This window comes from Leisingera sp. M658 (assembly GCF_025144145.1).
GTDB lineage: Bacteria > Pseudomonadota > Alphaproteobacteria > Rhodobacterales > Rhodobacteraceae > Leisingera.
The window spans coordinates 754,151-775,699 of the sequence record NZ_CP083546.1; the positions used below are offsets into that span (position 1 = coordinate 754,151).

Genomic DNA, 21,549 nt, shown 5'->3' on the forward strand with positions numbered 1-21,549 from the left:
GGCCTGGGGCTTTCTCTTTAGAAGCTCAGCGCGGGGCAGCTGTCATCCGACATGTAATCGTGCACCTTGATCTCGCCCGAGGCGATTTTGGCGGCAGCTTCATCCACGGCGGATTGCATCTCGGCAGAGACCAGGGAGGCGTTGTGCTCGTCCATGGCATAGCCGACACCGCCGTTGGCCAGGCCCATGACAGAGAAGCCGGTTTCCATGTCCGTGCCGTCGGTGAAGGCCTCAAACACGGCGTTACCGACCTTTTTGGTCATCGAGGTCAGCACCTTGCCCGGATGCAGGTGGTTCTGGTTGCTGTCCACGCCGATCGACAGGATACCTTCGTCAGCTGCGGTCTGCAGCACGCCGACGCCAGTGCCGCCTGCCGCGGCATAGACCACGTCAGCGCCCTGGCTGATCTGCGCCTTGGTCAGCTCGGATCCCTTCACCGGGTCGTTCCAGGCCGCCGGCGTGGTGCCGGTCATGTTGGAGATCACGTTGGCGTCCGGATTGGCCGCCTTGACCCCTTCGGCATAGCCGCAGGCGAACTTGCGGATCAGCGGAATGTCCATGCCGCCGATAAAGCCGACAGTGTTCGATTTCGACGCCATCGCCGCCATCATGCCAACCAGATAGGAACCTTCGTGCTCGTTGAACACAACCGAGCGCACGTTGTCGCCTTCAACCACCATGTCGATGATGGTGAATTTGGTGTCAGGATAATCCGCAGCCACCTGGCCCAGGGCATCGGCAAAGGCAAAACCGACCATCACAATCGGGTTGGCGCCGGCCTCGGCAAAGCGGCGCAGCGCCTGCTCGCGCTGGGCTTCGGACTGCAGCTCGATCTCGCGGTAGTTTCCGCCGGTCTCATCGGCCCAGCGCTGGGCGCCGCCATGGGCCGCCTCGTTAAAGCTTTTGTCGAACTTTCCGCCCAGGTCGAAGATCAGCGCAGGCTCGGCCAGCGCGGCACCTGCGGTCAGGGCCAGCGACGCGGCTGCGCCCATCAGCGATTTCATCAGGGTCATCAGGTTAACTCCCACTGTCATTATTGTTGGATGCAGCGGGGGTTTTCCGCTGCCCGGCCCCGTTCAGGCCTTAAAGGGTGCGGCAATTTAGCCTGCAGGTCGGGGAGGGGGTCAACCGCTTTTTGACCAAATGGTGCGGAATCCGCGCAACTGGCCTAAGGTAACGCTTTCCGCATCAGGATCGCGTCCGCTGCGGCGGCACCCTGGCGGGGGTAGTAGCCCTTCCGGCGGCCGCACTCCGCGAATCCGCCGGCCCGGTAAAGTGCCTGCGCTGGGGCATTGTCCTCGGCCACCTCCAGGAAGGCTTCGGCGGCACCTCGATCCAGGACGGCTGTTTCCCACTCGGCCATGCAGCGCCGCGCCAATCCCTGGCGCTGATGCGCAGGATCGGTGGCAATTGTCAGCAGTTCCGCCTCATCGGCAATTACCCGCACCAGGGCAAAACAGCGGGCATCGCCGGCGGCGAAAACCAGCGGGCTGTCCAGCAGTGCGGCAAACTCTGCCGCGTTCCAAGGGCGGGACCGGGTAAAGGCCGCGGCATGGGTCGCGGCCATCTTCTTTGGTGTCAGCGGTTCACTCATCAATCAGCGCAGGCGGAACATCACTGGAAGGCGCCGCATCTGCAGCGCGCAGGTACAGCGGTGCAGGCGGCTCAGTCACGGTGCGGAACTGTGCAGCGGCAATGCGTGCAACAGCTTCGGCAATCCCCGCCGGGCTTGCCTCGGGCGCAAAGGCCAGCCCGGCACCGCGGGCGGCATCTTCAGCCTCCTGGCGCGGCATCAGACGCGGTGCCTCGCCGGGCAATGCGGCATAGATCTGATCGCGCGGGGCGGGCACGGCGGGCAGGGTGCCTTCGGCAGCGCGGGCCTCAAACCCGTCGACGCCCACCGCCGGCACCTCCAGCCCCAGCGCCAGCCCGCGGGCGGCGGAAACGGCAATGCGGATGCCGGTGAAATTGCCGGGGCCGATGCCAACGCCAATCGCATCCAGATCCTGCCAGGTGGCACCGCCTTCGGCCAGCACCTCCTCCAGCAGCAGCATCAGCCGCTCAGCCTGGCCGCGGGTCATTTCCTCGAGCCGGGAGGCCAGCACCACATCGCCGCGCAGCAAAGCGGCCGCACAATGCGCGGCCGATGTGTCAAAACCCAGAACCAGCGGTTCGGACGTCATGGTTTGCCCTTTCGCAGCCAGTCAGACAGCAACCGGGCGCACCTCGGTGACTTCCGGGATGTAATGGCGCAACAGGTTCTCGATACCCATCTTCAGGGTCAGGGTCGAAGACGGGCAGCCGGCGCAGGCGCCCTGCATATGCAGATAGACCACACCGCGGTCAAAGCCGTGGAAGGTGATGTCGCCACCGTCCTGAGCCACCGCCGGGCGCACCCGGCTGTCCAGCAGCTCCTTGATCTGGTTGACGATCTCGGCATCCTCGCCGGAATGCTCGGCATGGCCGGAGGCTGGGTCGGCCGAGCCGTCCGCCATCACCGGCTGGCCGGATTGGAAATGCTCCATCACCGCGCCCAGGATAGCGGGCTTGATGTGGTCCCACTCAACGCTGTCCGCCTTGGTCACGGTCACAAAGTCATTGCCGAAAAAGACGCCGGTCACGCCGTCTACCGCAAAGATACGCGAGGCCAGCGGCGATTTGCCTGCGGCATCAGCACTTGGGAAATCAGCGGTGCCTGCTTCCAGAACGGTCTGGCCCGGCAGGAATTTCAGCGTCGCCGGGTTGGGCGTGGATTCAGTCTGAATGAACATGTCGGGTCTCCGTTAAGCGTGCCCCCGATATGCGCCCTGCGGCCCGCCAAGTCAAGATTTGGAACTATTCTAAATCGTTCGGGCTGCGGCGTGATCCAAAGCCTGTTCCAGCCGGTCGTCGCCCCAGAACAGTTCTGTGCCGCTGGTGAAGCTGGGCGCGCCGAAAATGCCTGCGGAGCTGGCCGCCTCGGTCTGTGCGCGCAGTGCCGATTTGATTTCAGGCGATTGCGCGCGGTCCAGCAGGTCCGCATCCAGTCCAGCTTTGTGCAAACAGTCCAGCAGAACGGGTTCGGCGGAGATATCGGCCCCGTCGCCGAACTGGGCCAGATACACGGCCTGTGCAAAAGCTTCGGTCCGGTCCTGCTCCGATGCGGCCAGCGCCAGCCGTGCAGCCATCAGTCCGTTTTGCGGAAACGGATCGGGGTGGCGGAACCGCAGACCGCGGGCTGCGCAGATCCGCTGCATGTCGCGCCACATATAGCGCCCTTTGGCCGGGTAGAGGTTGAACGGCGACGTGTCCCAGCCCTGGGCGGCAAAGATAGGACCCAGCAGAAACGGCTTCCAGATAACAGCAATGCCGCGCGCTTTGGCGGCGCTGCTGATCCTCATCGCGCTGAGATAGGAGTAGGTGGAGGCAAATTCGAACCAGAAAGCGACACTGCGTTCCATTGGCTTTACCCCCCCAAAAAAAAACTGTCAGGTAATGGCTTCCAGTTTTTCTTTCGACAGATCGCCTGGCACGATGGTGATCGGCACCGGCAGGGCGCCGGATGTTTTGGTCAGCTGAGTGACCAGCGGTCCCGGCCCTTTGCGCCCGGTGCCGGCACCCAGTACCAGCACGCCGATTTCCGCGTCGTCCTCAATGTACTTCAGAATTTCGGGCACCGGTTCGCCTTCGCGGATCACCAGATCGGGGTCGACGCCTTGGCGGTCGCGCATCCATTTGGCAAAGACCTCGAAATGGGCGTGGATCCGCTCGCGCGCCTCTTCCCGCATCACTTCGCCGACTCCGATCCAATGGTTGAACTCATCCGGCGGGATGACTGACAGGATGGTCACGCCCGCACCGGTATGCGCCGCCCGCATCGCGGCAAAGCGCATCGCGTTCAGGCATTCGCGGCTGTCATCCAGGACCACTAGGAATTTGCGCATCTTCGCTCTCTCGTTGTTCCGCAGCGGATCATGAACCAAGCGGGCGCATCAGGCAATAGAGCCACAACTGCCTGGCCGTTGCGTTCATCTGGCTCTAGGCATACCGCCAGTCAGGCTTGAGGGGGCGCTCCCGCTCCCGCAGGAGTTTCCGGCTGTGCCGGAACCCCCTTGGCGGCATTGGGCCGGGCGCCGCGCAGATGCGCGGCGCGGCACCGTGCGCAGGCACGGTGCAATGCCCAACCGCATCGCGGGCTTTTGCAAAAAAAGGCCGCAGGCGGACGGGAGCCTTGGCCGGCAGCGCTGTGCGCGCAGAACGTTACCGCTGGCCGGACGCCCAGTCCCAGTACATATCGCGCACCAGCTTGGCTACGGGACCGGCCTGATACTGGCACGCGTCAAAGGCGGTGACTGGGGTGATCTTGCTCATATTGCCGGAGAGAAAGACCTCGTCGGCCTCTTCGAAGTCCTGATAGCCTAGCACGCACTCATGTACCTTGATACCGTCTGCGCGCATGTGGCCGATGTGGCGGGCGCGGGTGATGCCGGCCAGAAACGTGCCGTTTGGGATCGGAGTGAACACCTCGCCATCGCGCACCATGAAGACATTGCTGGTCGCGGTTTCCGCCACATTGCCCATCGCATCCAGCGCCAGCGCATTGGAGAACCCTTTGCTGCGTGCCTCCCGCAGCATCCGGGCGTTGTTGGGGTACAGGCAGCCGGCCTTGGCATTCACCACCGCGTTTTCCAGGACGGGACGGCGGAAGCGGGTGCGGGTGAGCGTTGCCGCAGCAGCTTCCGGCGCCATCGGGATTTCCTCCAGACTGACCGCAAAGCAGGTGCTGTCCGCCTTGGGCGCGATCAGGGTTTCATCCCCGTCGGCCGCCCAGTACATGGGCCGGATATAGACCGCAACACCAGCCGCAAACCCCTCCAACCCTTCGCGGACTACCTCCACCATCTGCTCTGCCGAAAGCGTAGGCGTCATCATCAGCGCCTGGGCCGAAGCATTGGTGCGGGCGCAGTGCAGGTCCAGATCCGGGGTCACCCCGTCAAAGAACCGGGCGCCGTCAAACACCGAAGACCCCAGCCACATCGCATGATCCGCGGCCCGCATCACCGCCAGGTTGCCGTCATGCCATTTGCCGTCAAAATAGGTCCGGATAGTGCTGCCCGCTGCCATTTCATTGCCCTCGCTTTACGTGGCGAAACCTAGGCAGAGTTGGTGCGGCCGTCCAGACGGGCTTGCGGTCCAGACGGGTGGAATAGCGACCTTGAGATGCGCAAGTATCATGTTTTTCAGTGCCTTATGCGGCGGGCGTCGCGGATCTGACGTGGCGTCTTGTAGGTCAGTATTGCTGCCCATTTGTTTCGCGCGCGAAACATTCGGACAGTAATGCTGACCTGATCAACTCTTGCGTGTGCTGCCGGCAGGGTCCTGCGCGCCGCAAGGCGCGCCCGGCCCAACCGGGCAAGCGCATCTTGATGCGCGCAGGCCCGGACGGGAGTGCCTGGCTCCGGTTTGCTACGCAGCCGGTTTCAGCCCGGTCTTGCCAAGAATGGCCCCAGCGTCCTGCTGCCATCGGGCTTTCAGCCCGGCATTCGGGGTGCGGCGCAGACCCATGGCCTTGAGCCCTTCGAACTTCTCCGATGCTTCCTGGCCAAAGCTTGCGGCCACGCGCGGCCACCAGTAATCTGCCAGCTCCTGCAGGGCATCAGTACCTTGCGCCTCCACCAGCACCATCAGGCCTTCTTCGGCCAGTTCAGCATGGTGTGCCTCGACGGGCAGAATAGCGCGGAAGGCTTCGGCCAGCGGCTGGTAGGAGACATGGGACAGCTCCTCCAGCTGCAGTGCCACCGCACGGCCCATCAAGAGGTTCATCATCACCGCATCCGCCCAGCCTTCCAGCGGGTAGTTGAACACGGCCAGCCGCATGTCGTGCTTGGTCCGGCTCTGGCCGATATCCGCGCCGCGTTCCAGCCGGGCAGTCCAGGGGTGGTGGTCGGCATAACGCTCAATATCCGCGCCGAAGTCACCCATAATGCGCAGGACTTTTTCGGCGCTGTCGCTTTTCTCCAGCACGATCTTGGCGGCGGCGATGCGGGCCTTGATGCCCGGACCTTCGTTGATGATGTCGGCAAAGCCCGCGGCGCCCGCCAATTCGCTGTCAACAAAGGTTGCCATCATCTTCATCAGTTCGGCGCGGTAGCGCGGCGGCACGTTGGAAGGGTTGCTGAGCACGCCGCCCTGAGCCAAGTAGTTCTCAATACTCATGTCATCAGTCATGATCCGTTCTCCCTTGGGCAGGCGTTACTGGTCGTAATCGACCACGACGTTGTCAGTGACCGGATAGGCCTGGCAGGACAGCACATAGCCCTTCTCTACCTCGTAATCCTCCAACGCATGGTTGGCGACCATCTCGACTTCACCCTCCAGCACCTTGCAGCGGCAGGTGGAGCAAACGCCGGCCTTGCAGGCATAGGGCGCATCCATTGCGTTTTCCAACGCTGCATCCAGCAGGGTCATGTCCTTGCCCATCTCGACGGTCTGGGTGGCGCCGTCCAAGGTGATCGCAGCCTTGGTCTGATTGGCGCTGCTGGCAGCATCACTTGCGGCGGCCTTGCGTTTGGCGCGGCCCGGCTGGGCAGAGGCGAACAGCTCAAACTTGATCTGGCTGTCGTCCAGACCGGCAGTGCGCAGCGCGGCGGCGATGCCCAGCATCATCGGTTCCGGGCCGCAGATGAAGGCGGTGCCGACCGATTTGATATCTATCCAACGCTCAAACAGCTGGGCGCATTTCTCCTCGGTCACCAGACCGGTGAACAGGTCGATTTCCTGCGCGTCCGATTCCAGCACATGGATCACGTTGAAGCGGCCCATGTAGAGGTTCTTGAGATCCTCCAGCTCCTCGCGGAACATGATCGTGTTCACGCCCTTGTTGGCGTAGACCAGTGTGAAGGAGGCGTTCGGCTCTGCCGCCAGCGTGGTCTTGAGGATCGACAGTACCGGGGTAATGCCGGAACCGCCGGCAAAGCCCAGGTAGTGCTTCTCGGCCGCCTCATTAAGCGGGGTGAAGAAACTGCCCATCGGCGCCATCGCCTGCAGGGTGTCGCCGGCCTTCAGGTCGGTGTTGGCCCAGGTTGAAAACGCGCCGCCGTCGACGCGCTTGATGCCGACCTGCAGGATGCCCTCATCGCGTCCGGCACAGATCGAGTAGCTGCGGCGCAACTCCTCGCCGTCGAAGTCGCGGCGGAAGGTCAGGTACTGGCCTTGGGTGAAATCGAATTCTTCTGCCGCGCCGCCCGCGGGCTTCAGGGTGACAACCACCGCATCGCGGATGGTTTTACGGACGTCGGTGACTTCAAGGTCGTGAAAGCGCGCCATCAGGGTCTCCTCAGATGCACTTGAAATAATCAAAGGGTTCAAGGCAGTCCTGGCAGCGCCAGTGGGCCTTGCAGGGGGTCGAGCCGAACTGGCTGACCTTGGTGACATGTGTACTGCCGCAGTTGGGGCATTTTTCCGGGCCGCCTGCGGCCTGGGGCGGGGCGATGCCGTAGTCCTCCAGCTTGGCGCGGCCCTTGTCGGACAGCCAATCGGTGGTCCAGGCGGGGGAGATCTGGGTTTCCAGTCTCAGATCGGTAACACCGTGGCCGCGCAGGGCGGTTTCGATATCCAGGGCAATCACTGCAGTTGCCGGGCAGCCGGAGTAGGTCGGGGTGACGCTGACCACGAGGGTTTCCCCTTCCCAAGCGACATCGCGGATGATGCCCAGATCCACCAGCGAGATCACCGGGATCTCCGGATCGGGCACAGCGTCGAGCCACTCCCAGATCTGGTTGATGCTTGGCTGAGTTGTCACTTGGCTCATGCGGTTTATCCTTGCTATGCACCGCCCGGACGATAGGCCGGGCAGCCCCCGACCTCCCCCACGGGAGGGGGCTTCACCCCCACCCGAGGCCGGGGGCCGCCCTCAGTTCTTTGGCCGTGGCCTTACCACTTGGCGCCGGGATAGGCGCGCTGCAGCCATTGCATCTGGGTCAGCAGATGGCCCAGGTGCTCGGTATGCATCGCGCCGGTGCGGCCGCCCTTATGGGCAAAACGGCTTTCCGGGATGGTCAGCGTTGCGTCGCCCAGGATGCGGGTGATCAGCGCGTCGTATTCCTCACGCAGGGAGGCCGGGTCGGGTGCGATGCCCGCTTTGACCATTTCCGCGTCCACGCTGTCGGACTGGAACATCTCACCCGCGTAGGGCCAGAGATAGTCCAGTGCTTCCTGCATGCGGCGGTGGCTTTCCTCAGTACCGTCGCCCAGGCCCACCACGGTATCGGCGGAACGTTCCAGGTGATAAGCCACTTCTTTCGAGGCCTTCTCGGCAATCGCGGCGACGCGTTCGTCAGAGGATTTCATCAGCCGGCCCAGCTGGATCGAATGCCAGGCATCGAACAGGAACTGGCGCATCAGCGTGCGGCCAAAGTCGCCGTTCGGCACTTCCACCAGCAGCACGTTGCGGAAATCCCAAGCATCGCGCAGGAAAGCCAGATCGTCGGCGGATTTGCCGTCTCCCTGCACCTCAGCCGCGAGGCCGAGCCACATCTGGGTCTGGCCGATCATGTCCAGCGCGGTGTTGGCCAGTGCGATGTCCTCTTCCAGCACCGGCGCATGGCCGCACCATTCGCTGACCCGGTGGCCGAGGATCAGGGTGTTGTCACCCATCCGCAGCAGAAACTGGGTGAATGCCTCATCTTTGTTAAGCGGGCGGGTCATTACATTGCCCCCACTTCTTCGGGGATGTCGAAGAAGGTCGGGTGGCGATAGACCTTGGACTCGGACGGCTCATAAAGCGGGCCCTTGTCGCTGGGAGACGACGCGGCGATGTGGTTGGCCTCAACCACCCAGATCGACACGCCTTCGTTGCGGCGGGTATAGACGTCGCGGGCGTTCTTGATCGCCATCTCGGCGTCCGGCGCGTGCAGGGAGCCGACGTGGCGGTGGCTCATCCCGTGCTGGCCACGGATGAAGACTTCCCAGAGGGGCCATTCGTTTTTCATGTCTTAAATCCTCCTGGCTGAGGGGGCGCCGCCGCAGTGTTCGAAAACGGGCAGAGCGCCGGAATGCTTGGGGTTATTCGGCAGCGTGCTTTTGCGCGGCCTTCTTTTTGGCATGCGCCAACAGCCCGTCGCGGACCCATTCGCCGTCGTCCCAGGCCTTGTTGCGGGCGGCAAGGCGGTCCACGTTGCAGGGGCCGTTGCCCTTGATCACGTCAAAGAACTCGTTCCAGTCCGGGTCGGTGTAGTCATAATGGCCGCGCTCCTCGTTCCACTTCAGATCCGGGTCGGGAACGGTGAGGCCAAGGTATTCGGCCTGCGGCACGGTCTGGTCGACAAACTTCTGGCGCAGCTCGTCGTTGGTGTTCATCTTGATCTTCCAGGCCATCGACTGGGCGGAATGGACCGAGTCCTTGTCGGACGGGCCGAACATCATCAGCGACGGGTACCACAGGCGGTTCAGCGCATCCTGGGCCATCTTCTTTTGCGCCGGAGTGCCTTCGGCCATCTTGCGGATGGCGTCATAGCCCTGGCGCTGGTGAAAGCTTTCTTCCTTGCACACCCGGATCATCGCGCGCGAATAGGGGCCGAAGGAGGTCCGCTGCAGCGGCACCTGGTTCATGATCGCCGCACCGTCAACCAGCCAGCCGACCGCACCGATGTCGGCCCAGTTCAGCGTCGGATAGTTGAAGATCGACGAATACTTCATGCGCCCGTCCAGCAGCATCTCGGTCATCTCGTCGCGCGACACGCCCAGCGTTTCCGCCGCACAGTACAGATACAGACCGTGGCCTGCCTCATCCTGAACCTTGGCAAGCAGGATCGCCTTGCGCTCCAGCGTCGGCGCGCGGGTGATCCAGTTGCCTTCGGGCAGCTGGCCGACGATTTCCGAATGCGCGTGCTGGCCGATCTGGCGGATCAGCGTCTTGCGGTAGCCTTCGGGCATCCAGTCCTTGGGCTCGATCTTCTCGCCCGCGTCGATGCGCGCCTGAAAGGCCGCCAGCTGTTCCGGATCGTCCTGGGTCGCTTCGGATTTGACCATCTGAGCATACATGTCTGGGACCTCCCTTGGGTTTGTTACACGCGTTCGAGGATCAGGGCGGTGCCCTGTCCGACGCCGACGCACATGGTGCAAAGCGCATAACGCCCGCCGGTGCGTTGCAATTGATAGGCGGCAGTCAGCACCAGCCGCGCGCCGGACATGCCAAGCGGGTGGCCCAGTGCAATTGCACCGCCGTTGGGATTAACATGGGGCGCGTCGTCCTGAAGGCCAAGTTCGCGCAGCGTGGCGAGGCCCTGGGAGGCAAACGCCTCGTTCAGTTCGATCACGTCCATCTGGTCGATGGTCAGGCCGGTGCGGGCCAGCACCTTGCGGGTCGCAGGCACCGGGCCGATGCCCATGATACGCGGCTCAACCCCGGCGGCGGCCATGCCGACGATGCGCGCCATCGGTTTCAACCCGTTTTTCGCGGCCGCGGCTTCATTTGCCATCAGGATCGCCGCAGCACCGTCATTGACGCCGGAGGCGTTGCCTGCGGTGACGGTCTTGTCCGGTCCGTTGACGCCCTTGAGGCCCGAGAGCTTTTCAGCCGAGGTGCCGGGGCGCGGGTGTTCGTCGGTGTCCACCACCAGGGCTTCACCCTTGCGCTGGGGGATCGTCACCGGGGTGATTTCGTCGTTGAAAAGGCCCGCCTCATGCGCTGCGGCCCAGCGGGCCTGGCTGCGGGCAGCAAAGGCGTCCTGATCGTCGCGGGAGATGCCGTAATCCGCCGCGACGTTGTCGGCAGTCTGCGGCATGGAATCAGTGCCGTACATCTCGTGCATTTTCTTGTTCACGAAACGCCAGCCGATGGTGGTGTCATAAACCTCATTGGCGCGGGTGAAGGCGGAGGTTGCCTTGGGCATCACAAAGGGTGCGCGCGACATGCTCTCAACACCGCCGGCGATGGCCATGTCATAATCACCCGCCTTGATACCGCGCGATGCCATGCCGACCGCATCCATGCCGGAGGCGCAGAGGCGGTTGATGGTGGTGCCGGGCACGGTGGCAGGCAGGCCTGCCAGCAGGGCGGCCATGCGGGCGACATTGCGGTTGCTTTCGCCGGCTTGGTTGGCGTCGCCCAGGATCACGTCATCCAAGGTACCCCAGTCCGCATCCGGGTTGCGCGCCGCCAGGGCGGCAATCGGCAGGGCGGCAAGGTCATCGGTCCGCACCTGGCTCAGCGCGCCGCCGTAGCGGCCGATCGGGGTGCGGGTGGCATCGCAGATGAAAGCATCCATGGGTGTTCGCGTCTCCTGTGGCGGCGGCAGGGATAAGCCGACCGTTGGGTCGGTGATACGCCGGAAGATGATTCGCGGCAAGTTAAATGTAACGGAAAAATTCCAAGAGCTGAAATTGTGTAACGAGTCCTGCTGACTTCAATCCTTCGCCGGTACATGCGCTGTGATCCGGTTTTAAAAATCAATGCAGTGCAGGACGTCGTTGGGGTAGCGTCTGTCCTGAACCTGAAAATGGGTGAGGCCCGATTTTTCAAAGCCGTGGTTGAGATAAAAGGCGATGGCGCCTTTGTTTTCTGAGTTGGTGGCCAGCCACGGGGCGTCCCAGCCGTTGGTGCGGCACGCCTCTATCCCCGCAGCAAGCAGGGATTGTCCCAGGCCCTTACCCTGGTGCCGGGGCTGCACGTAGAGAGTGGAGATCTCAGTTTCTGAGCTGCTGCTGCCTGGGCACGGGTTGCCGTGTGACACCCGGATATAGCCGTCTATTCCTTCCCTGTTTTCTGAAACCAGCAGCGTTTCTGCAGGGCGGTTCACAAGATCAAGAAAGTGTTCGCGGGTGAATTGGCCAAGCGCATAGTCCGCAAAGAAGCTGCTGATGCCTTGGCGCAGATATGTGCCAATCCACACTTCGATGGACAGGGCCACAAGACAGGAGGCGTCTTCGCTCCGGGCGGTGCGGATGGTTCCGGGATCGGGTGTATCGGTCATGTTATGTCTTGCCTTTGGAAAAACTGCGGGCGGGGAGTGCGCCGCGGGCGGGGCTTGGCTGTTGAGGTAATTCATCCTCGCCATTTTGCTTCACGTGTTCAATAATTCCGGAACTTAACGGGAGGTGCCGATGAACATTCTTTACATCATGTTCGACCAGTTGCGGTTCGATTATCTAAGCTGCGCTGGCCATCCGCATCTGCACACGCCCAACATTGATGGGCTGGCGGCCAGGGGCGTGCGCTTTACCCGCGCCTATGTGCAATCGCCCACCTGCGGTTCGTCCCGGATGTCGAGCTATACCGGGCGCTACCCTTCCAGCCATGGGGTGCAGTTCAACAGCTACCCCCTGCGGGTGGGGGAATGGACCATGGGCGACCATCTGCGCAAGGCGGGCATGGGCTGCCACCTGATCGGCAAGACGCATATGGTGGCTGATGCGGAAGGGATGCAGCGGCTGGGGCTGGCGCCGGACAGCGTGATCGGCGTGCGCCAGTCGGAATGCGGGTTTGACCCGTGGGTGCGGGATGACGGGCTGTGGGCAGAAGGGCCGGACGGGTTCTATGACCAAAAACGCAGCCCCTATAATGAGTACCTGAAAGGGAAGGGCTATCCGGGCGATAACCCCTGGAACGACTTTGCCAACGCCGGGGTGGAAGGCAATGAAGTCGCCTCCGGCTGGTTCATGATCAATGCGGACAAGCCCGCGAATATCGCCGAAGAAGACAGTGAAACCCCATGGCTGACAACTCAGGCGATGGCGTTTATTGATCAGGCCAACGGCCCTTGGTGTGCGCATCTCAGCTATATCAAACCGCATTGGCCCTATATCGTGCCCGCGCCGTATCACAGTATGTACGGGCCAGAGCATGTGCTGCCGGTGGTGCGCTCGGACAGTGAACGCGCGGATGCCCACCCGGTGTTTGACGGCATTATGAACAACCGGATTGGCAAGACCTTCAGCCGGGATGAGGTGCGAAACAAGGTGATCCCCGCCTACATGGGGCTGATCAAACAGGCCGACGACCAGATGGGCCGCTTGTTTGCCTGGCTGCAAGATACCGGGCGGATGCAGGACACGATGATCGTGGTGACCTCGGACCATGGCGATTATCTGGGTGATCATTGGCTGGGCGAGAAGAACCTGTTCCATGACCCCTCCATCAAGGTGCCGCTGGTCATCTATGACCCGCGGGCAGATGCGGATGCTGCACGTGGAACAACCTGCGATGAACTGGTGGAGGCGATCGACCTGTTGCCGACCTTCTTGGAGGCGTCGGGCGGCGATCCGGCGCCGCATATCCTGGAGGGGCGCTCGCTGATGCCGTTCCTGCGCGGTGAAACCCCGGCCTGGCGGGAGTATGCAATTGCCGAGTTCGACTATTCCACCATGCCGCTGTGCGAAAAGCTGGGGCTGGAGCCCAAGGATGCGCGGCTGTTCATGGTGACGGACAAGCGCTGGAAGTTCATGCATGCCGAAGGCGGGCTGCGGCCGATGCTGTTCGACTTGGAAAGCGACCCGGAGGAATTGGTGGACCTGGCCAAGGGAGATGCGCATCAGGAGATCATTGATCTGATGTATGACCGGCTGCTGGAATGGGGTCTCAGGATGTCGCAGCGGATCACCCTGTCGGATGGGCAGATCAAGGCGCGCCGTGGGAAATCAGGGCGCAAGGGCATTCTGCTGGGCGTCTATAAGGCGGATGAGGCGGCGCCGGAGCTGACAGAGAAATACCGCGGGCCGGTGCCGCAATAACTGCGCTGCACATTCACCTTTGCACAAATACTCCGGGGGAGCCCGCAGGGCGGGGGCAGGGCCCCCCATTGCGCGTTGCCATGCAAGGAGCGCAGGCATAAATTGGCCGCAAACGCATCAAAGGCGGCGCAATGGCAGGTCAGACAGAGCAGGTTCTGAACGCAATCCTTCAGGACATCGAGGCGGGCCGGCTGGTGCCCGGCGCGCCGCTGGAGGAGAGCGAGCTGGTGGAGCGTCACAGTGTCTCCCGCACGCCGGTGCGAGAAGCCTTTATCCAGCTGGAAGCAATTGGGCTGATCAAACGGCTGCCGCGCAAGGGCGCGGTGCTGTTCAAGCCGACGCTGGAGGAGTTTCTGGCAATTCTGGAAGTCCATGCCCGGCTTGAGGGCCAGGCGGCGGCGCTGGCAGCACGGCGGCTGTCTCCGGTTCAGGCCAGGGAGCTGGAGGCGGCGGTTGCGGCATGTGAAAAGCATGCAGCGGAAAAGGGCGATGGTGATCCGGCAGGCTATTACCAGCTGAACCTGCGGTTTCATGCCTGTGTGGCCGAAGGATCGGGCAACCCCTTTCTGGTCGAGATGATCAAAACCAATGCACGCAAGCTGATGGCGTATTACCGGGCGCGCTACCGTTACCCCGGCGCCATTGCCCAATCCGCCAAGGAACACCGGGAGATTGCTGTGCTGATCACTGCCCATGACTGTGAGGGAGCGGAGGCGGCGATGATTTCCCATGTTCAGTTCGATCAGGTCACGGTGATGGACCTGCTCGCCGCATTGGGCTGACATTTGAGTTGAACGGGACCTGGCGGTCCCGTGCCTCCGGCGGGGGTATTTTTGACCAGAAAGAAGCCGGCGGGTCAGGGTTGCCGGGCTTGCTCGAAGAAGCGGGCGAGGCTCTCGGCAAAGGCTTGCTGGTCTGAGCGCCCGGTAAGGCTGTCCAGCGCGCGGGCGTGTGCTTCGGGGCCGAGGGTCTGCTGCATTTCTTCGGTCAGCGCTGTCATGAAGCTGCGGGACATTTCCGGGTGGTGCTGGGTGGTGAAGATGTGGCGTCCCAGGGTGAAGCCAGTGTTCATGCCATTCCATTCACTGAGCGGGGTTGCGTCTTGCGGCAGTGTGCGGACGCATTCGCAGTGGGAGCCGTAAAGCTTCACCTCATCCGGCAACGGTGCGGCCCAGTCCGGGCGGTTCAGCAATTTGTTGCGGGTCAGCCCGTGCACCCAGCCGTCTGGGTTGAGATCCAGGCCGCCGCCAAGGGCCAGCGCGATGGCCTGATGGCCGAAGCAGGCGCCGAACAGCGGAAACCGGCGGGTGTGGGCGTCGCGGATCAAGTCCAGCAGCTGCGCCACCCAGGGGGCACCGGAGCGGACCGAGGCCGGGCTGCCGGTGATCATTGCGCCGCCAAAAGCAAACAGGTCCTGCGGGAAATCTCCGTCTTTCACGGCAAACACCGAAGTACGCCAGTCTGGCCGGGCTATCCGGATCAGATCGGTGAATTTTTCCCCGTCCTTTGGATGCCTTTGGGCAAATTCGCTTTCGTCGGTGTTGGTCATCAGAATGGCCAAATGCATGAGAGCGCTCGCAAGATTATTATTTACATATTTAAGGTCACCATTAATATACATCCGTAAGCAAGTTAGGGAAGCCCGCAATGACAGTTTGGACCCCCACCGATGACGGCTATGCGGATCTGAGCAGCCATGACGTCTTTGCCGATGGTGCGCCGCACAACACCTTTGCGCGGCTGCGGCGCGAGGACCCGCTGCATTGGACCGAATATGCGGGCGGCAAGAATTTCTGGTCGGTCACCCGCTATGAAGACATCACGGTGATGAACAAGAACACCGAGGTGTTCTCCTCGGCCCGCGGGATCCGGATGGAGGACCAATCCTACGAGGAATACCTGGCGCGGCGCACCTTTCAGGAAACCGATCCGCCGGATCATTCCAAGGTGCGGATGAAATTGCTGAAGGCGTTCTCAAAAACCACCATGGCGCAGTATGAGCAGGATATCCGCGACCTTTGTGCGGAGATTCTGGATCAGGCGCTGGCCAAAGGGGAATTTGACGCCACCAAGGAGATTGCCCGGCAGCTGCCGATGCGGATGCTGGGCCGGGTGGTGGGCCTGCCGGAAGAAGACCTGCCCTGGCTGGTGGAAAAAGGCGACGCGCTGATTGCCAATACCGATCCGGATTTCACCTCGCATGTGCTGGACAAGATGCAGACGGACGAATTCCGGATGATGCCCTTCAACTCTCCCGCCGGGGCGGAGCTGTACGTCTATGCCAAAGAGCTGATGGAGGCAAAAGCGCGCAAGGGGGATACATCCGGTGTGCTGGATCTGATCCTGGAACCGGCCAAGGATGGTTCGGTCATTACTGAGACCGAGTTCCGCAATTTCTTCTGCCTGCTGGTTGCGGCGGGCAATGACACCACGCGGTATTCGATTGCCGCCGGCATTCAGGCGATGTGCCATCAGCCGGAGCTGCTGGCGCAGATGCAGGCGGGCGGCGCGGTATGGGAGACGGCGGCAGATGAGATCATCCGCTGGGCCACGCCCGCGCTGTACTTCCGCCGCACCGCGACGCGGGATGTGGAGATGCATGGCAAGACCATCCGGCAAGGCGACAAGGTGCTGTATTGGTTTGCTTCGGCGAACCGGGATGACGGGTATTTCGAAGATCCATTTCACGTGAATCTTCACCGCAGCCCGAACCGGCATCTGTCGTTCGGCCAGTTCGGTCCGCATGTCTGCCTCGGCATGTGGCTGGCGCGGCTGGAGGTGACGGTGCTGTTTCAGGAATTGGCCAAACGGATCACCCATATCGAGGCGGCGGGGCCGCATAAGTTCCTGCGTTCAAACTTTGTCGGCGGACTCAAGTCGCTGCCGGTGCGGGTGGAGGCTGGATAATGCCTAGGCCTGCGCGCAGGAAAGACTCTGCGAAAACCGTTAAATATGTTAAGAAATAAGATGCGGTGCACGATGCCGACGACTGTTCAACTGGGAAGGGCTTGAGCCATGAAAACCCGCCTGCGCGCGATGTTTTGCGATCACCTCAGCATCATGCGGGGGAAATACCTGCCTAACTCCAAGATCGGCGATGACTCGACCCGGTTCTGCCGGTCGGTCTTTGGCACCCATTATGACAGGGACCTGCTGGATGCGCCGGGGGCGATGGTCAAACAGGGTCTGCCGGATATGGAGCTGAAGTGGTTGCATGACGACATCCGGGACAGTTGGCATGCCTCGACCAAAGTGGTGCTGGGGGATTTGTATGATGATGAGGGTCAGCCGCTGCCGCTGTGTCCGCGCTGGGCGTTGAAGCGGGCGGTCGCGGATTGGCAAAAACACGGGCTGACGCCGAAAGTCGGGATCGAGCTGGAGGCCTTTGCCCTGCAGGCGGATGACCGCGGGCGGCTGATGCCCTATGATGCGCCGGGCGGGGTGGTCTATGGCACCGGGCCGTTTGCCGATCCGTTGCGGTTCAACGACCGGATCTGGGCGATGGCTGATGATATGGGTTTTTCGCTCGACATGATCACTGCCGAATTCGACAGCCCGCAGTTTGAATACACACTGACATTTGATGATGCGGTGAAGGCGGTGGATGACATCGTGCTGTTCCGCCTGATGGCGCGGGAGGTGGCGCTGGAATACGGCATTATCCTGACCTTTATGCCGAAACCGGTGGCCGAGGCTGGCGGCTCGGGTATGCATATCAACTTCTCCTTTGCCGATGAGGCGGGCGGCAATGCGCTGTCTTCAGGGCCGCGGGGCGGGCCGGAGCATATGAATGATCTGGCCCGCGGCTGTCTGGCGGGGCTGTTGCATCACCACAAGGGGCTTGCGGGACTGATTGCGCCAACCGCCAACAGCTATATGCGGCTGCAGCCGGGATCGCTGTCGGGGTATTGGCAGAACTGGGGCGGCGATCATCGCAATGTGACCACGCGGATCAGTTCCGAAGGCGGCTCCAAGGCGCGGCTGGAGCACCGGATGGCGGATGCGTCGGCCAATCCCTACACGGCGGTGGCGGCGGTGCTTCATGCTGCACGGTTAGGGGTGGAAAACAGCCATCAGCTGCCGCCGATGGAAACTGGCGACGGCTTTGACCGGACTGACGCACGCGACGGCACGGCGGCTGATCTGAAAGGGGCAGTGAGTGATCTGGAGAAGGACACCGTTCTGGCAGAGGCTGTCGGGCCGGAGCTGGTCGCCAACCACGTCTTCATGAAACGCAAAGAAGTGCGCAAGACCCGTGATCTGGAAGGCGATGGGATGCGTGATTTCTACGTGCATTTCATCTGATATTCGCAGCGGGATCCCTGCAAGGGACATGGAAACGGGCGCGGCTGCGGCAGCTGCGCCCGTTTCCGTATCCCGCAACCGCGCCGCGTCAGCGGCGCCGCCGAAGGCGCGGGCCCGAAGCATATGCTTCGGGCCCGCCATGGTATTTGGTGGCGCCCGGACCTGGCGGTCCGGGCGGGGAAGCGTCTGGCGCGGGTGTCAGCTCACCGCCGCCAGGCCTGCGTCCAGGGCGGAGAGGATGGTTGCGGCCTCAGCCTCGCTCAGCACCAGCGGCGGTGACAGGATGATGTTGGGGCCGGAGACCCGTACCATCGCGCCGGCCTCATAGGCCGCTTCCTGCAGCGTGCCGGTGGTTTTCTTGTCAGCCGGCGCCTTGGTGCTGCGGTCTGCCACCAGCTCAAGTGCACTCATCAGCCCGTGGCCGCCGCGTACGTCGCCGATCAGCTCGTATTTCTGCTGCAGGTCCAGCAGCCCCTGATGGATCTGGGTGCCGCGGGCGGCAGCGTTTTCGGGCACGTTCAGGCGCAGGGTTTCGGCAAGGCAGGCCAGCGCTGCTGCAGCGCCTACAGGATGGCCAGAGTAAGTGTAGCCATGGCCGATGGCGGCCTTTCCGCTGGTGTCCTTTTCGAAGGTCTCCGTCATGTGGTCCGCGATCATCACGGCACCAAAAGGGAAGTAACCGTTGGTGATCGCCTTGGCCGTTGCCATCATATCCGGTTGCACACCCCAGAGTCGCGAACCGGTCCAGGAACCAGTGCGGCCGAAGGCGGTGATCACCTCATCTGCAATCAGCAGAATACCGTTTTTGGAGCAGATCTCGCGAACGCCCGGCATGAAGCTGGCATGCGGCGGGATCACCCCGCCGGCGCCCAGGATGGGCTCCATGATGAAGGCTGCGATGGTGCCGGCGCCTTGGAAGGCAATCTCATCCTCCAGCGCCTGCAGGCAGAGCTGGGCGAGGCGTTCGGGGTCGGTCTCGTTGAACGGATTGCGGTATGTATAGGGCGCGGGGATCTGGAAGCAGCCGGGCAGCAGCGGTTCGTACTGGGTGCGGAAATTGGCGTTTCCGTTCACCGAGGCGCCGCCCATGTGGGTGCCGTGGTACCCTTTTTTCAGGCTCAGGAACTTGGTGCGGCCCTCCTCGCCGCGGATCTTGTGGTACTGGCGTGCCAGCCGCAGGGCGGTTTCCACCGAATCCGATCCGCCTGAGGTGAAGAAGGCGCGGGTGAGGCCATCGGGCACGAAGAACTTGCGAAGCTCCTCGGCCAGCTGGATCACCTGGTCGTTGGTGGTGCCGCGGAAGGTGGAGTAATAGGGCAGCACGTCCAGCTGCGCGGCAATCGCGTCTTTCACGGGCCGGCAGGAAAAGCCGAGGTTCACGTTCCACAGGCCCCCGACCGCGTCCACCACCTCATGCCCGTCGATATCGGTGATTTTCACCCCTTGGGCCGAGGTGATGATGGCAGGCGGGTTGGCCAGGCTGTCGCCGGGATGCGCCATCGGATGCCAGAGGGATTTGGCGTTGTGCTCTTTCAGGAAGTTGGAGTCTTTCATGGGGTCAGCTCCTGGATGCGGCCCGCGCCGGGCCGGAGAGGGGGAAGTCAGGCGGCACCGTCCTGCGGATATTCCGCAGGCGCCGAGCCGCCGATGCGATGGGTAAGGGTGGCGCCCGCGCGGCGCAGGGCGGCGGGGATCCGTTGTTTCTGTTCAGTGGTCATGCGGGACACCGGCGCGGCCACGGCGAGCGCGCCGATCACTTGGCGGTCGGGGCCAAAGACCGGCACCGCGTGGGAATGCACATCCGCCTCGAACCCGCCGATGGACTGGGCCATTCCAGTGCTGCGGACATCTGCCAGCTGGGCGCGGATGTCCTGCGGATCGGTGATCGTCTCAGGTGTGTGGGCCTGCAACGGCTGTGCCAGTGCCGCGTCAGCAAAGCCGGGGTCGGCATAGGCCAGCACTGCCATGCCGGAACTGGTGCCGTGAAAGGTCAGCACTTCGGCGTCCTCCATCATCACCTTGGTTGCGTGGCGCGGGGAATAGGCATGCGACAGCGAATTCAGCTGGCTTCCCTGCAACAGCGACAGGTGGGTGGTTTCGCCGGTCTCGTCGCTCAGATCGCGCAGCACACGGCGCGAGACCGAAAGTATCGGAACCGCCGCCTCGCGCAGGGCGGCCAGGCGCAGAACCTGGGGGCCAAGCCGGTACATGCGGTCGCCGTCGGTCTGTTCGACAAAACCTGATTCCTGCAGCTCGCTCATCAGCCGAAAGACGGTGGCCTTGTTCATACCGGACAGGCGAGTGAGGTCGCTGAGCCCGATCCCGGTCCGGCCGTGATTGAAATATGTCAGTAATGACAAGGCTTTGGATACCGTTCCCATGGGCCTGTCCGTTCTCCCTGTTTGGTCTTGGCAGGTGGTGCCTTTGGAAAAAGACGCACCTTTGATGCAATTTTGTTGACAGATAAGCGGGCTGCCTGTCAATCTAAATTCAAACCAACGGTTCAAATAACGAACCATCGGCAACGGCCGGGAAGAAAACTGGGAGGAAAACGATGAAACTCAAGACCCTCATGAAAGGTGCAGCCGCAGCGGCGGCACTGGGGCTGGGCGCGGTTGCCGCGCAGGCCGAATATCCGGAGAAGCCTGTAAACTTTATCGTGCCGTGGCCGCCGGGTGATCTGGAGGATGTCCTGACGCGGATGATCGCCGAGGATTTTCAGAACGAATACGGCGTTGCGGCTGCTGTGGTGAACAAACCGGGCGGCGGCGGCGGGCCGTTCCCCGGTGCCATCGAAGTCGCCAATGCACCGAGCGATGGTTATACCATCGGCTCCTTCGTGATCGGCGTACCAGTGATGGGCCATCAGATCGACATCCCGCCGCTGACGCCTGAGAAATTCGACCCGCTGGGGATATTCCTGACCTATCCCTTTGTGATCGCCACATCTGGCGATGCGCCCTACAGCACGATGGAAGAGCTGGCCGCCTATGCCAAGGAAAACGATGTGGCGCTGGGGCATTTCGGCGATGTGCTGACCCCGACCCAAGTGACCAAGGCTTACGCCAAGAACGCCGGGTTTGAGTGGGGATCGGATGCGGCTTTCGATGCGCTGGATTGCAACACGCTGGCCTCGGGCGATGCGGATGTGATCAACACCACCCTGCAGCTGGTGCTGCCCTGCCTGGATCAGGTCAAGGTGCTGGTCTCGATCACGGATCAGCGCATCCCGCTGGTGCCTGACGCGCCCACCATCGGCGAGCTGGACGAGAGCTTGAACATCGCGCTGTGGAACGGTCTGTTCGTGACCAAAGACACTCCGCAGGATGTGCGCGACAAAATCATCGCGGTTGCGGAAAAAACCGTGATGAGCGAACGCGCCCAGAATGTCGCCAAGGAGACCGGCGCGCTGGTTTATTGGCAAAGCGCTGATGACAGTGCCGCACGGGTCGCCAACGACATCGGCACCATGGCCCGCATCAGCGGTCTGCTGTCGGAGTAATCCTCCCCCACTGCATCGGGGTCCTGAGGGATCCC

General features: G+C 62.5%; 23 protein-coding genes. 5 read left to right on the top strand and 18 right to left on the bottom strand.

The window, feature by feature from the left end:
* Window positions 1–17 precede the first annotated feature (17 nt).
* The 15 genes from K3724_RS03900 to K3724_RS03970 form a co-directional block, all read right to left on the bottom strand.
* Window positions 18–1,013 (bottom strand): BMP family protein, encoded by a 996-nt coding sequence (locus K3724_RS03900; protein WP_259990258.1) that lies wholly within the window; start codon window positions 1,011–1,013, stop codon window positions 18–20.
* Between the two features lie 155 nt (window positions 1,014–1,168).
* Window positions 1,169–1,594 (bottom strand): GNAT family N-acetyltransferase, encoded by a 426-nt coding sequence (locus K3724_RS03905; RefSeq protein WP_259990260.1) that lies wholly within the window; start codon window positions 1,592–1,594, stop codon window positions 1,169–1,171.
* Entirely contained in the window at window positions 1,587–2,183 is a 597-nt protein-coding gene (tsaB, locus tag K3724_RS03910; RefSeq protein WP_259990262.1) for a tRNA (adenosine(37)-N6)-threonylcarbamoyltransferase complex dimerization subunit type 1 TsaB, read from the bottom strand. The genes K3724_RS03905 and tsaB overlap by 8 nt, the downstream gene beginning before the upstream one ends.
* Before the next feature lie 21 nt (window positions 2,184–2,204).
* A complete protein-coding gene (locus K3724_RS03915) occupies window positions 2,205–2,771 on the bottom strand; it encodes a NifU family protein (RefSeq protein WP_259990264.1) in 567 nt (188 codons plus the stop codon).
* Between the two features lie 69 nt (window positions 2,772–2,840).
* Window positions 2,841–3,440 (bottom strand): 2-hydroxychromene-2-carboxylate isomerase, encoded by a 600-nt coding sequence (locus K3724_RS03920; protein ID WP_259990266.1) that lies wholly within the window; start codon window positions 3,438–3,440, stop codon window positions 2,841–2,843.
* Window positions 3,441–3,467: 27 nt separating this feature from the next.
* Window positions 3,468–3,923: a universal stress protein gene (locus K3724_RS03925; protein ID WP_259990268.1), complete on the bottom strand. Its 456-nt coding sequence runs from the start codon at window positions 3,921–3,923 to the stop codon at window positions 3,468–3,470.
* A 316-nt stretch (window positions 3,924–4,239) separates the two neighbouring features.
* On the bottom strand, window positions 4,240–5,103 hold the full coding sequence (locus K3724_RS03930) for a branched-chain amino acid aminotransferase (RefSeq protein WP_259990269.1): 864 nt from the start codon (window positions 5,101–5,103) through the stop codon (window positions 4,240–4,242).
* A gap of 342 nt (window positions 5,104–5,445) precedes the next feature.
* A complete protein-coding gene (locus tag K3724_RS03935) occupies window positions 5,446–6,207 on the bottom strand; it encodes a Phenylacetic acid catabolic protein (protein ID WP_259990271.1) in 762 nt (253 codons plus the stop codon).
* Between the two features lie 24 nt (window positions 6,208–6,231).
* Window positions 6,232–7,305, bottom strand: coding sequence for a 2Fe-2S iron-sulfur cluster-binding protein (locus K3724_RS03940; RefSeq protein ID WP_259990273.1), 1,074 nt, complete (start codon window positions 7,303–7,305; stop codon window positions 6,232–6,234).
* A gap of 10 nt (window positions 7,306–7,315) precedes the next feature.
* A complete protein-coding gene (gene paaD, locus K3724_RS03945) occupies window positions 7,316–7,789 on the bottom strand; it encodes a 1,2-phenylacetyl-CoA epoxidase subunit PaaD (protein WP_102853985.1) in 474 nt (157 codons plus the stop codon).
* Between the two features lie 122 nt (window positions 7,790–7,911).
* Window positions 7,912–8,685: a 1,2-phenylacetyl-CoA epoxidase subunit PaaC gene (gene paaC / locus K3724_RS03950; RefSeq protein ID WP_102853986.1), complete on the bottom strand. Its 774-nt coding sequence runs from the start codon at window positions 8,683–8,685 to the stop codon at window positions 7,912–7,914.
* Window positions 8,685–8,969: a 1,2-phenylacetyl-CoA epoxidase subunit PaaB gene (gene paaB / locus K3724_RS03955; protein ID WP_014879084.1), complete on the bottom strand. Its 285-nt coding sequence runs from the start codon at window positions 8,967–8,969 to the stop codon at window positions 8,685–8,687. Before paaB ends, paaC begins: the two co-directional genes overlap by 1 nt.
* Before the next feature lie 73 nt (window positions 8,970–9,042).
* Window positions 9,043–10,020 carry a 1,2-phenylacetyl-CoA epoxidase subunit PaaA gene (paaA, locus tag K3724_RS03960; RefSeq protein ID WP_014879085.1) on the bottom strand — a complete coding sequence of 326 codons (978 nt, stop codon included), beginning with the start codon at window positions 10,018–10,020 and terminating at the stop codon, window positions 9,043–9,045.
* Window positions 10,021–10,043: 23 nt separating this feature from the next.
* Window positions 10,044–11,246 (bottom strand): 3-oxoadipyl-CoA thiolase, encoded by a 1,203-nt coding sequence (gene pcaF, locus K3724_RS03965; RefSeq protein WP_259990300.1) that lies wholly within the window; start codon window positions 11,244–11,246, stop codon window positions 10,044–10,046.
* Between the two features lie 174 nt (window positions 11,247–11,420).
* On the bottom strand, window positions 11,421–11,888 hold the full coding sequence (locus tag K3724_RS03970) for a GNAT family N-acetyltransferase (protein WP_311200200.1): 468 nt from the start codon (window positions 11,886–11,888) through the stop codon (window positions 11,421–11,423).
* A gap of 193 nt (window positions 11,889–12,081) precedes the next feature.
* Between K3724_RS03970 and K3724_RS03975 the strand changes: the two genes are divergently transcribed.
* Window positions 12,082–13,707 carry a sulfatase-like hydrolase/transferase gene (locus K3724_RS03975; protein ID WP_259990303.1) on the top strand — a complete coding sequence of 542 codons (1,626 nt, stop codon included), beginning with the start codon at window positions 12,082–12,084 and terminating at the stop codon, window positions 13,705–13,707.
* Window positions 13,708–13,838: 131 nt separating this feature from the next.
* Window positions 13,839–14,489, top strand: coding sequence for a GntR family transcriptional regulator (locus K3724_RS03980; RefSeq protein WP_259990305.1), 651 nt, complete (start codon window positions 13,839–13,841; stop codon window positions 14,487–14,489).
* 74 nt (window positions 14,490–14,563) lie between these two features.
* Here the strand turns inward: K3724_RS03980 and K3724_RS03985 are convergent, their stop codons facing one another.
* A complete protein-coding gene (locus tag K3724_RS03985; RefSeq protein WP_259990307.1) occupies window positions 14,564–15,274 on the bottom strand; it encodes a type 1 glutamine amidotransferase in 711 nt (236 codons plus the stop codon).
* A gap of 80 nt (window positions 15,275–15,354) precedes the next feature.
* Here K3724_RS03985 and K3724_RS03990 point away from each other — a divergent pair, with 80 nt between their 5' ends.
* Entirely contained in the window at window positions 15,355–16,614 is a 1,260-nt protein-coding gene (locus K3724_RS03990) for a cytochrome P450 (protein ID WP_259990309.1), read from the top strand.
* A gap of 108 nt (window positions 16,615–16,722) precedes the next feature.
* A complete protein-coding gene (locus K3724_RS03995; protein ID WP_259990312.1) occupies window positions 16,723–18,012 on the top strand; it encodes a glutamine synthetase family protein in 1,290 nt (429 codons plus the stop codon).
* 198 nt (window positions 18,013–18,210) lie between these two features.
* Here the strand turns inward: K3724_RS03995 and K3724_RS04000 are convergent, their stop codons facing one another.
* Together K3724_RS04000 and K3724_RS04005 are read right to left on the bottom strand one after the other, a co-directional pair.
* Complete coding sequence (locus tag K3724_RS04000; protein WP_259990314.1) at window positions 18,211–19,566, bottom strand: aspartate aminotransferase family protein; 1,356 nt, start codon at window positions 19,564–19,566, stop codon at window positions 18,211–18,213.
* Between the two features lie 47 nt (window positions 19,567–19,613).
* The gene (locus tag K3724_RS04005; protein ID WP_259990316.1) at window positions 19,614–20,393 is read right to left on the bottom strand and encodes an IclR family transcriptional regulator; all 780 of its coding nucleotides are present in this window, start codon (window positions 20,391–20,393) and stop codon (window positions 19,614–19,616) included.
* Window positions 20,394–20,566: 173 nt separating this feature from the next.
* Here K3724_RS04005 and K3724_RS04010 point away from each other — a divergent pair, with 173 nt between their 5' ends.
* Entirely contained in the window at window positions 20,567–21,514 is a 948-nt protein-coding gene (locus tag K3724_RS04010; RefSeq protein ID WP_259990318.1) for a tripartite tricarboxylate transporter substrate binding protein, read from the top strand.
* The last annotated feature ends 35 nt before the right edge of the window (window positions 21,515–21,549 follow it).